This is a genomic window from Mesorhizobium sp. M7A.F.Ca.MR.362.00.0.0 (genome assembly GCF_004023175.1).
Classification (GTDB): Bacteria; Pseudomonadota; Alphaproteobacteria; order Rhizobiales; family Rhizobiaceae; genus Mesorhizobium.
On sequence record NZ_RZTF01000096.1, the window covers coordinates 6777 to 17165 of the forward strand.

Annotated in this window: 8 protein-coding genes and 1 pseudogene; 6 read left to right on the top strand and 3 right to left on the bottom strand. The window is 62.3% G+C overall.

Going from position 1 to position 10389, the window contains the following annotated elements:
* Nucleotides 1-111: pseudogene (locus EOC06_RS42540) on the bottom strand (DNA polymerase III subunit chi); the annotation flags it as partial.
* Nucleotides 112-139: 28 nt separating this feature from the next.
* Nucleotides 140-1651 (bottom strand): leucyl aminopeptidase, encoded by a 1512-nt coding sequence (locus tag EOC06_RS14645; RefSeq protein WP_128308106.1) that lies wholly within the window; start codon nucleotides 1649-1651, stop codon nucleotides 140-142.
* 352 nt (nucleotides 1652-2003) lie between these two features.
* Here EOC06_RS14645 and lptF point away from each other — a divergent pair, with 352 nt between their 5' ends.
* From lptF to rsmA, 6 genes are all read left to right on the top strand, one after another.
* The gene (gene lptF / locus EOC06_RS14650; protein WP_127267686.1) at nucleotides 2004-3206 is read left to right on the top strand and encodes an LPS export ABC transporter permease LptF; all 1203 of its coding nucleotides are present in this window, start codon (nucleotides 2004-2006) and stop codon (nucleotides 3204-3206) included.
* On the top strand, nucleotides 3203-4288 hold the full coding sequence (lptG, locus tag EOC06_RS14655) for an LPS export ABC transporter permease LptG (protein ID WP_031213741.1): 1086 nt from the start codon (nucleotides 3203-3205) through the stop codon (nucleotides 4286-4288). The genes lptF and lptG overlap by 4 nt, the downstream gene beginning before the upstream one ends.
* Nucleotides 4288-6726, top strand: coding sequence for an LPS-assembly protein LptD (locus EOC06_RS14660; protein ID WP_164761802.1), 2439 nt, complete (start codon nucleotides 4288-4290; stop codon nucleotides 6724-6726). The genes lptG and EOC06_RS14660 overlap by 1 nt, the downstream gene beginning before the upstream one ends.
* 99 nt (nucleotides 6727-6825) lie before the next feature.
* Nucleotides 6826-7755, top strand: a complete 930-nt coding sequence (locus EOC06_RS14665; protein WP_127321184.1) for a peptidylprolyl isomerase — start codon at nucleotides 6826-6828, stop codon at nucleotides 7753-7755.
* Nucleotide 7756: 1 nt separating this feature from the next.
* Nucleotides 7757-8785 carry a 4-hydroxythreonine-4-phosphate dehydrogenase PdxA gene (gene pdxA / locus EOC06_RS14670; RefSeq protein WP_128308105.1) on the top strand — a complete coding sequence of 343 codons (1029 nt, stop codon included), beginning with the start codon at nucleotides 7757-7759 and terminating at the stop codon, nucleotides 8783-8785.
* A 10-nt stretch (nucleotides 8786-8795) separates the two neighbouring features.
* Nucleotides 8796-9635: a 16S rRNA (adenine(1518)-N(6)/adenine(1519)-N(6))-dimethyltransferase RsmA gene (gene rsmA, locus EOC06_RS14675; RefSeq protein WP_127380786.1), complete on the top strand. Its 840-nt coding sequence runs from the start codon at nucleotides 8796-8798 to the stop codon at nucleotides 9633-9635.
* A 137-nt stretch (nucleotides 9636-9772) separates the two neighbouring features.
* Here rsmA and gmk read toward each other — a convergent pair.
* A partial coding sequence (gmk, locus tag EOC06_RS14680; RefSeq protein ID WP_245469602.1) for a guanylate kinase occupies nucleotides 9773-10389 on the bottom strand: 617 nt, incomplete at its 5' end.

A 10389-nucleotide genomic window follows, 5' to 3' on the forward strand; every position in this document is an offset into this window, starting at 1 on the left:
GTCCTGTTCTACCACCTGACCGAATCGACGTTGGAGGATGCGCTCCAGGAGGCCTGGCAGCGCATCCTCCAACGTCGATTCGGTCAGGTGGTAGAACAGGACGTCGGCCATCGCTTCAGCCTATAGTGATTGAACCCGTTCACTGCTCATAATTATCGCGCACCAGCCGGTCGAGCAGCCTGACGCCGAAACCGGAACCCCAGGACTGGTTGATCTCGTTCGACGGCGCCCCCATCGCCGTGCCGGCAATGTCGAGATGAGCCCATGGCGTTTCCTTGACGAAGCGCTGCAGAAACTGCGCCGCAATGGTGGCGCCGCCAAAACGGCCGCCGATGTTCTTCATGTCGGCGTTCTTGGAATCGATGAGCTTGTCGTATTCGGCACCGAGCGGCATGCGCCACAGCCGTTCCTGCGTCGCCTGCCCCGCCGCCGACAACTTTTCGGCCAGCTCGTCATTGTTGGAAAACAGGCCGGCATAATGTTGGCCGAGCGCCACCATGATGGCGCCGGTCAGCGTCGCCAGATTGACCATGAATTTCGGCTGGAAGCGGTCGTTGCAGTACCACAACGCATCGGCCAGCACGAGGCGGCCCTCGGCATCGGTATTGAGCACCTCGATGGTCTGGCCCGACATCGAAGTGACGATATCACCGGGACGCTGGGCATGACCGTCGACAGCATTTTCGACCAGTCCGATGATACCGACGACATTGGCTTTCGCCTTGCGGGCCGCCAGCGCATGCATCAAGCCGGTGACGGCGGCGGCACCGCCCATGTCGCCCTTCATATCCTCCATGCCCGAGGCCGGCTTTATGGAATTGCCGCCGGTGTCGAAAGTGACGCCCTTGCCGACGAAGGCGATCGGCCTGTCCTTCGGCTTGCCGCCGTTCCACTGCATGATCGCCATGCGGGCGCCGCGCGGCGAGCCTTGCGCGACACCGAGCAGCGAGCCCATGCCGAGCTTCTTCATTTCCTTCTCAGCCAATATCTCGACCTTGACGCCTAGCGCCTCGAGTTCCTTGGCGCGGGCAGCGAACTCGACCGGTCCAAGCACGTTTGCCGGTTCGTTGACGAGGTCGCGCGCCAGCAGGACGCCGTCTATCACCGCCTCGGCATCGGCGAAGGCCTTCTTCGCAGCGGCCGGATCGGCGGTGTGGATGGTCACCTTGACCGGCTTCTTCGGCTCTGCCTTGCTGTCGTCCTTGTCCTTCCTGGTCTTGTACTTATCGAAGGAATAGCTGCGCAGGAGAATGCCCGCGGCAAGGTTTGCCGCATCCTTCGCACTCGGCGAGGCGCCGGCCACATCGAGGACCACCGCCACTTCGGTCGCCTTGCGCAGCGACGCGGCAACGGTGCCGCCAAGCTTCAGCCACGCATATTCGTCCAGTCCCGACACCTTGCCGGTGCCTATCGCCACGAGTCTGTCGAGCGACGCTCCCTGCGGCGCCAGAACTTCCACCGTGCTGGCGAACTTGCCCATGAACTCAGCCACGGGAAAGGCCCGCTCCAATGTCTTGCCGGGATCGCCGGCCTTGGCGACGTCACTCAGGCCGCCCTCATCCGCCGCGAACACGAAGACAGTGCCCTTCTTGTTTACCGCGCTCTGGGACCCGGAAAATTTGGCGAAGGCGATCGACGGTCTTTGATTCATCATGTCCTGCTTTCAGGGAATGCGCGACTTTTGGGGAAGCGGTTCGAAACGATGCGCGACATTTGGTCGTTTTCCGGCATTTGGCAAGACTTTGCCGAATTGGCATCCCATATGACCTATGGAATCGATGACGATTCGTCGCGGCACGGCCCCGCTTTTTGCCGCAACCTGTTGTTAACCATCGATGTTCGCCCTTTCTTATCCATTCCCGCCGACACTCCGCCCAGCCGGGGGGCGTAATGTGGGACAGAACCCGGATCGACCATCTGATGGAGCCAGTTGTGCAGGCGCTGCCGGACAGCTACCTTGTTCGGTGGCATGATGCCGTTCGAAAAAATCGAGAAAAGCCTTCATGAAGGTCGTTGAACGCTACATCATGCGCCGCGCTTTCGTGGTCTTCATGGCCGCTCTTGTGTGGACGCTGGCGATCGTGTGGACGACACAGGTGCTGGCAAAGATCGATCTGGTGACAGACAGCGGCCAGTCGGCGTTGACCTTCTTCGAAGTCGCCGCCCTCATCCTTCCGTCGATCATCCCGATCGTGGTGCCTTTTGCGCTGGTGGTGGCAGTCGCACAGACACTCAGTGTGATGAATTCGGATTCCGAACTCGCCGTCGTCAACGCCGCGGGGGCCTCGCGCTGGACGATCGTACGGCCGATCATGTTGCTGGCGCTCGCCGCCGCCGTTTTTTCCTTTGCCGTCGACAACGGCATCGACCCTTACGCACGGCAGAAGAACCGGGCACTGGTGGCCTCGTCGCGCGCGGATCTGTTGTCGTTGATCATCCAGGAAGGCACCTTCCGCAAGATTGACGACGGGCTGTTCCTGCAGATCGGTGAGCGCCTTCCCGACAATCGGCTGGGTGGCATTTTCGTCGCCGATTCGCGCGAGGAAGGCGTCAACCTCGTCTACTACGCCAAGACCGGCAGCATCGTCGAACGCGGCGGTGAAAAGGTGCTGATGATGAATGACGGCGTCATCCATCGCAAAACGCTGACCGGCGATCTCTCCGTCATCCGCTTTACCTCCTATGCCTTCGACATGTCGGCCTTCATGGCGGCGGCTTCGGCGGTGACGCTCCTGCCCAAGGACCAGACGACGCAGTACCTGCTCAACCCGGGCGCCAACGACAAGTACTATCAGCAGAACCCCTACGAATACCGGGCCGAGGTCAACCAACGGTTCTCGGAATGGACCTATTCCATGGTTTTCGCGCTGATCGCGCTTGCGGTCGCCGGGGATGCGCGCTCGCACCGCGAGGCGCGCGTCAATCCGCTGATCACGGCGATCACGATATCGCTGTTCGTGCGTTGGCTGGGCTTTTTTGCCGCCAGCAAGGCGGATGAGGTCCCGCAATATGCGTATATGGTCTATGGCGTGCCGATCGTGGCTTCCGCGGTGGCGATCTGGTTCATCGTCTCCAACCGAACACTGGAACTGCCGGTGACCTGGGCGGACTGGATGACAAACTTCGCCACGCGCATCGCTGACAGCTGGAATGCTTTCAAATTGCGTTTGTCCAGGCGCGGCGCATCAGGGCAAGGGGTCGGCTGATGGGCTGGACACTGGGCCGCTACTTCTTCTTCCGCTATGTGACGATCACCATCTGGTTCTTCATCGGCCTCCTGGCATTGGTGTTCCTGATCGACTTCACCGAGCTGTCCGGCCGCACCACCGGCCTGCCCGGCTTCACCTACGGCACGGCGGTAGCCATTTCAGGCCTCCGTATGCCGATGATCATGCTGCAGACGGTGCCGTTCGTCGGTCTCTTCTCGGCGATGGCCACGCTGGTGTCGCTGAACCGGCGCTACGAGCTGGTCATCGCCCGTTCCGCCGGTGTTTCCGCCTGGCAGTTCCTCTTGCCCTGCTGTATCGGAGCCTTGCTGTTCGGCGTCCTGTCGGTTGGCGTCATCAATCCACTCGCCGCGCACGCATTCTCCTGGTCCGAGCAGATTGAAACCCAGCTGCGTTCCGGCAAATCGAATACGGTCTCGGCCGATGCCGCGCCCTGGATCCGGCAGAAAACCAGTTCGGGCGACACCATCATCGGTGCGCGGGCCATCCTGAACCAGGGCCTGGAAATGGCCGATGTCGTATTTTTCATTCTCGACCCGCAAGGCAACATCGTCGAGCGCAAGGACGCCGCCCGTGCCTTCCTGCGCGACGGCTATTGGGAATTGCAGGACGTCAAGACATTCCAGAACGGCACGATCCAGGCATCGGCAACCGATCGCGTACCGACCAATCTAAAGCCCGAATTCGTGCAAGAGCGGCTGGCGCGCCCCGAAACCATCCCCTTCTATGACCTGCCCGGAAAGGTCGAGGTTGCCCGCTCCTTCGGCCTCAAGGCAAATGCTTTTGCCATGCAGTTTGATTCGCTCGTGGCGTTGCCGTTCCTTCTCGTCGCCATGACGCTGATCGCGGCAACGGTTTCAATGCGATTTGCTAGGATGGGGCAGTCGGCGACGATGATTCTGGGTGGCATCATCGCTGGCTTTCTGCTTTATGTCGTTTCGGTGCTGGTGAAGGCATTCGGCGTGGCGGGATTCGTGCCGACTGTCGTAGCCGCCTGGGTACCGGTCATGGTGGCTATGTTCTTCGGGGTGACTTTCCTGCTATACAAGGAAGACGGCTAGTGAGGGAGGCGTTTTTGCCCAGCAACAGGCAGGCCGGTTTGGCGCGCCTCTATGCGGCGACCGCCTTGGCGTGCGTGCTTGCCTACGCCGTTCCGGCACCGGCGCTTGCGCAGGACGTCGGCGACATGGCGACATCGGTTCCAGCCGGCTCGCAAATGCTGCTGGCTGCCGATACGCTGGTCTACAACAACGACAACCAGACCGTGACCGCCGTCGGCGGTGTGCAGATCGACTATGGTGGCAATCGCCTTGTCGCCCAGCGCGTCGAATACAACCGCAACACCAAGCGGATGGTCGCGAGCGGCAACGTCGAAGTCATCAACAGCGACGGCACCAAGATCAATTCGCAACATATCGACATCACCGATGACTTCGCCGACGGCTTCGTCAATGCGTTGCGGGTCGAAACCATCGACAAGGCCTATTTCGCCGCCGAAAGCGCAGAACGCATGGGCGGCGTGCTGACCACCTTCCACAATGGCGTCTACACCGCCTGCGAGCCGTGCGAGGATAAGCCGGACAAAGCGCCGACCTGGCGCGTCAAGGCCAAGAAGATCATCTGGAACGGCGAGAAGAAGACGGTTCGCTTCGAGAATGCGAATTTCGAGTTCTTCGGTTTTCCGCTTGCCTATCTGCCTGCATTCGAAATTGCCGACCCGACGGTGAAGCGCAAGAGCGGCTTCCTGATCCCGAGCATCATCTACAAGAGCGATCTCGGCGTCGGCGTGAAAGTCCCCTATTATCTCGCATTGGCGCCGACCTACGACCTGACCGTCACCGGCACCGGCTATACCAAGCAGGGTTTCCTCGGTGAGGCCGAGTGGCGTCAGCGCTTCGACAATGGCGAGTACAGCTTGAAGATCGCCGGGATACACCAGCAGAATCCCGACGCTTTCCTCGACACCACTGCCTTCCCATCCAGCTCTGGCCACAACGTCAATTCGGGCAGCGCCGGCGATCCCAACAAATTCCGCGGCATGATGGGTACCCAGGGGCAGTTCGCCATCAATTCACGCTGGAACTTCGGCTGGGACGTGCTGCTGCAGACCGACAAGAACTTCTCGAACACCTACGGCATCGACAAGTACAATAGCAGCGTCCACCAGTCGTCGGTCTACTTGACGGGTCTCAACGGCCGCAACTATTTCGACGTGCGCGCCATGCATTTCGATGTGCAGGAAGATACGCCTGACGACAATATCTCTGCGCGAAGCGGACAACAGCCCTGGGTGCTGCCGTCGCTCGATTACGCCTATATTCCTGATGCCTCGGTGGCCGGCGGCCAGCTGTCCCTCAATGTCAACGCGCGTGTCATCCGCCGCGACGATGTCGATGAGACCTTCGTCCAGCCCTACAATGCCCTCACTCCGACGCAGCGCGTCCGCGGCATCGAAGGCGAATCGGGCCGTCTCACCGCCGAGGCCGAGTGGAAGCGGAGTTTCGTCACAGATGACGGACTGGTGCTAACGCCGTTGCTCGCGCTGCAGGGCGATGTGGACTACCTCAACGCATCGTCGGCTTCGCTAGACGCCATCGACCGAATGGCAACGCATTTGGGCGAGCAGGACGATATGCGCTCGTCATTTGCCCGTTACATGGCAACCGCGGGCCTCGAGATGCGTTGGCCGGTGCTGTTTTCCATGGCCAGCGGGTCCAGCCATGTCATCGAGCCAATGGCGCAGGTCTTCATGCGTCCGAACGAGCAATATGTCGGCGGCCTCTCAGTGCCCAACGAAGACGCCCAAAGCATGGTCTTCGACGCGACCACCTTGTTCGAGCGCGACAAGTTCTCCGGTTACGACCGCGTCGAAGGCGGTTCGCGCGCCAATGTCGGCCTCCGCTATTCCGGCTCGTACAACAATGGCTGGGGTACCAATGCCATTTTCGGCCAATCCTATCAGATCGGCGGCGAGAACTCCTTTGCCGCGCCGGATCTGGTCAATGTCGGCGCCAATTCCGGCCTCGACACGACCAAATCCGACTATGTCGGCCTGTTCGGCATCAACAGCCCCAACGGCTTCGCGGCCTCGGTCAGCGGCCGTTTCGACGAACAGAGTTTCGAGGTCCGCCGTGCCGAGGTGAAGGCCGCCTATTCCGGCCTGCCTGTGTCGCTGAGCGCCAAATACGCCTTCATCCAGGCCCAGCCGCTGTACGGTTTCACGGAAGACCGTCACGAAGTCACACTTGGTGCATCCACGCATCTGGCCGAAAACTGGCGCGTCTTCGGCACAGGAACCTACGACCTGCAGCAAAGCCTGCTGGTCAAGGACGGTGTCGGCTTCGCCTACAACGATTCCTGCTTCACTTATCTGATGACCTACTCGCAGTCGCGCGATCTGAACACCAGGGAGGTGTCGCAGACCATCGGCTTCAATCTGTCGTTCCGCACCCTCGGCGAATTCGGCTCGTCGACCAGTGCCATCGACACGATCCAGTAACAATCGGCGACATCGTTTCGCCGCATAGGGCTGGCACGGATTTCGCGCACCTGGAAAGATGAAATTGGGCGGGACCGGGATAGAATTGGGATACCAACGATGAGGAAATACCTCTTTTCAGCAGGTTTCGCGTTGCTCGTGGCGGCGACGTCCGTGTCGATCACTGCAATGACGCCGCCGGCTTTCGCCAGCGAGATCAAATACGTCGTCAACAACATTCCGGTCACCACCGGTGACATAGCCCATCGCGCCGCCTTCCTGAAGCTGCAGCGCAAGAAGGGCGATGCCGGCCAGGAAATGATCGACCAGACGCTTCGTATGGCCGAGGCCAAGCGGCTTGGCATCCGCATCAGCGACGCACAAGTCGAGGCGGCGTATCAGCGCTTTGCCTCGAGCAACAAGATGCAGCTCAGCCAGCTTGACGGCGTCATGGAGAAGTCAGGCGTCACCAAGAGCCACTTCAAGGAATTCATCCGCGCCCAGATGGCCTGGAACCAGGCTTTGAGCGCGCGCTACCGTTCTGGCGACGGCACCGGTGCCGTCAGCGAGCAGGATCTCGTGAGAAAGATGCTCGAAAAAGGCGGCGCCAAACCGAGCGCCACCGAATACATGCTGCAGCAGGTCATCTTCGTGGTTCCGGCGGCTGAACGCAGCGCGACGCTGGGCAAACGCAAGCGCGAGGCCGACGCCATGCGCGCCCGCTTCAACGGCTGCAAAACGACGCGCGAATTCGCCAAGGGCCTGATCGACGTCACCGTTCGGGATCTGGGCCGGGTGCTGGCGCCGCAGCTGCCGCCGGACTGGGCCGAGCAGATCAAGGCGACCAAAGTCGGCGGTGCCACCGCCACGCGCGAAACCGAACGCGGCGTCGAATTCATCGGCATCTGCTCGTCGCGCGAAGTGTCCGACGACAAGGTCGCCCAAATGGCGTTTCAGGCCGAAGGCTCCGGCGGCGACAAGGATGCCGACGCGCTCAGCAAGAAATATGTCGACGAGCTGAAGGCAAAAGCCCGCATCGTCAAGCGCTGACGTGAGCAACGCAGTGACTGCGCTCGCGTTGAGCGCCGGCGATCCGTCCGGCATTGGGCCGGAGATCGCCATCGCCGCCTTTATGGCGCGCGAAGCTGCCGCCCTGCCCCCCTTCTACCTGCTCGCCGATCCGGCGCTGATCGCCTCCCGGGCGCGCCTGCTCGGCATTTCGCTGCCGGTCGTCGAAACGACATCAGCGCAAGCGGCGCAGGTCTTTGCCCGCGCCTTGCCGATCGTTCCACTGACTGCCCGCTGCATCGACAGTCTCGGCCGGCCGGATCCGGCCAATGCGGCTGCCACCATCGAGGCCATCGACCGCGCCGTCGCCGATTGCCTTGCCGGCGAAGCCTCGGCCGTGGTCACCTGCCCCATCGCCAAGAAGCCGCTCTACGACGCCGGCTTTCGCTTCCCCGGCCACACCGAGTATCTGGCGCATCTGGCGGCCCGGCACAGCGGCGTCGAGGCGATGCCGGTGATGATGCTGGCAGGACCCGACCTGCGCACCGTTCCCGTCACCATCCACATCGCGCTGGCCGAGGTGCCGAAGGCACTGACCACCGAGCTGATCGTCGCCACCGCGCGCATCACCGCTGCCGATCTCACCGGCCGCTTTGGCATCGCCAAGCCGAGGCTGGCCATTGCCGGGCTCAACCCGCATGCCGGCGAAGGCGGCGCCATGGGCCTCGAGGACGAGCGGATCGTGCGCCCGGCGGTCGACATCCTGCGTGCCGATGGCATCGACGCTTTCGGCCCTTTGCCGGCCGACACGTTGTTCCATGTCCGGGCGCGGGCGGGCTACGACGCGGCCCTTTGCATGTATCACGACCAGGCGCTGATCCCGGCCAAGGCGCTGGCTTTCGACGAGGCGGTCAATGTCACGCTCGGCCTGCCCTTCATCCGCACCTCGCCCGACCACGGCACGGCCTTCGACATCGCCGGCAAGGGTGTGGCGCGGCCCGACAGCCTGATAGCGGCGCTGAAGCTTGCCCGGCGGCTGGCCGACACGAACACGAAGGCGGTTGCGGTATGAGATCTCGGGCATGAGCATCGACGGGCTGCCGCCGCTGCGCGAGGTGATCGAGCGTCATGGGCTGCAGGCAAAGAAGGCGCTCGGCCAGAATTTCCTGCTCGACCTCAACCTCACAGGCAAGATCGCGCGCACCGCCGGCGACTTGTCCGATGCAACCGTGATCGAGGTCGGTCCCGGTCCCGGCGGGCTGACCCGCGCCCTGCTTTCCAACGGCGCGCGTCACGTCATCGCCATCGAGCGTGACGAACGTTGCCTGGCTGCTCTTGCCGAAGTGTCCGACCACTATCCCGGCCGTCTGGAGGTTGTTTCCGGCGATGCGCTGAAGACGGATTTCACAGGCCTTGCCAGTCGAGCGACCGGCAATGGCGGCCCGGTCAAGATCGTGGCCAACCTGCCCTACAATATCGGCACGGAGCTGCTGGTGCGCTGGTTGACGGTCAGCGACTGGCCGCCTTTCTACACCTCGATGACTTTGATGTTCCAGCGCGAGGTGGCCGAGCGCATCGTCGCGCCTGCCGGCAGCGACAGCTATGGCCGGCTGGGGGTTCTTGCCGGCTGGCGGACGGAGGCGAGGATCGCCTTCGACGTACCGCCACAGGCATTCACGCCGCCGCCAAAGGTCACCTCCTCGGTGGTGCATCTGGTGCCGCGCCCGACGCCCCTGCCCGCCGAAGTGAAGAAACTCGGCCGCGTCACAGAAGCCGCTTTTGGCCAACGTCGCAAGATGCTGCGGCAGAGCGTGAAAAGCCTCGGCGGCGAGGCCCTGCTCGAACGCGCCGGCATCGATCCGACACGCCGCGCCGAGACGCTCAGCGTCGAGGAATTCGTGCGGCTGACCAATGCGGTGTAGCTCTCTTCTCCCCGTTTACGGGGAGAAGATGCCGGCAGGCAGATGAGGGGGCAGCACGAACCTTGAAATGCCAGCACCGCCCCTCATCCGGCCCTTCGGGCCACCTTCTCCCCGTGAACGGGGCGAAGGAAGAGGTCTCAGCCCGTCTTCTCGTCCAACAGTCCAGAGACGAAATCGAACAGGCCTGGCCGGCGGTCGCGTCTTAGCCGCTCGGCGACGACGATGCCGCGCACTTCGGCGAAGGCGCGGTCAAGGTCATCATTGACGATGACGAAATCATATTCCTTCCAGTGCTCGATCTCGTTGCGGGCGTTTTTCAGCCGCGTCTCGATCACCGCCTCCTGGTCTTCAGCGCGACGTTTCAGCCGCGCCTTCAACTCCTTCATCGATGGCGGCAGGATGAAGATCGAGACAATGTCGGCGCGCATCTTCTCCTTGAGCTGCTGGGCGCCTTGCCAGTCGATGTCGAACAGCATGTCGCGCCCCTCGGACAGCGCCAGTTCGGCCGGTTCGCGCGGCGTCGCATAGCAATTGCCATGCACCTCGGCCCACTCCAGCAGCGCGTCGGAATCACGAAGCCGCTCGAATTCGCGCATCGTCCGAAAATGATAGTGGACGCCTTCGATCTCGCTTCCACGGCGCGGCCTGGTGGTGACCGAGACCGACAGTTCGAGGCTGGAATCGCTTTCCAGAAGATTGCGCGCGATCGTCGACTTGCCGGCGCCGGACGGCGACGACAGGACGAGCATCAGGC

Bases quoted from the DNA above. Each gene is read 5' to 3' on its own strand.
- rsmA (WP_127380786.1), top strand. From the start codon at position 8,796: ATGAGCATCGACGGGCTGCCGCCGCTGCGCGAGGTGATCGAGCGTCAT.
- lptF (WP_127267686.1), top strand. From the start codon at position 2,004: ATGAAGGTCGTTGAACGCTACATCATGCGCCGCGCTTTCGTGGTCTTC.
- EOC06_RS14665 (WP_127321184.1), top strand. From the start codon at position 6,826: ATGAGGAAATACCTCTTTTCAGCAGGTTTCGCGTTGCTCGTGGCGGCG.
- EOC06_RS14645 (WP_128308106.1), bottom strand. From the start codon at position 1,651: ATGAATCAAAGACCGTCGATCGCCTTCGCCAAATTTTCCGGGTCCCAG.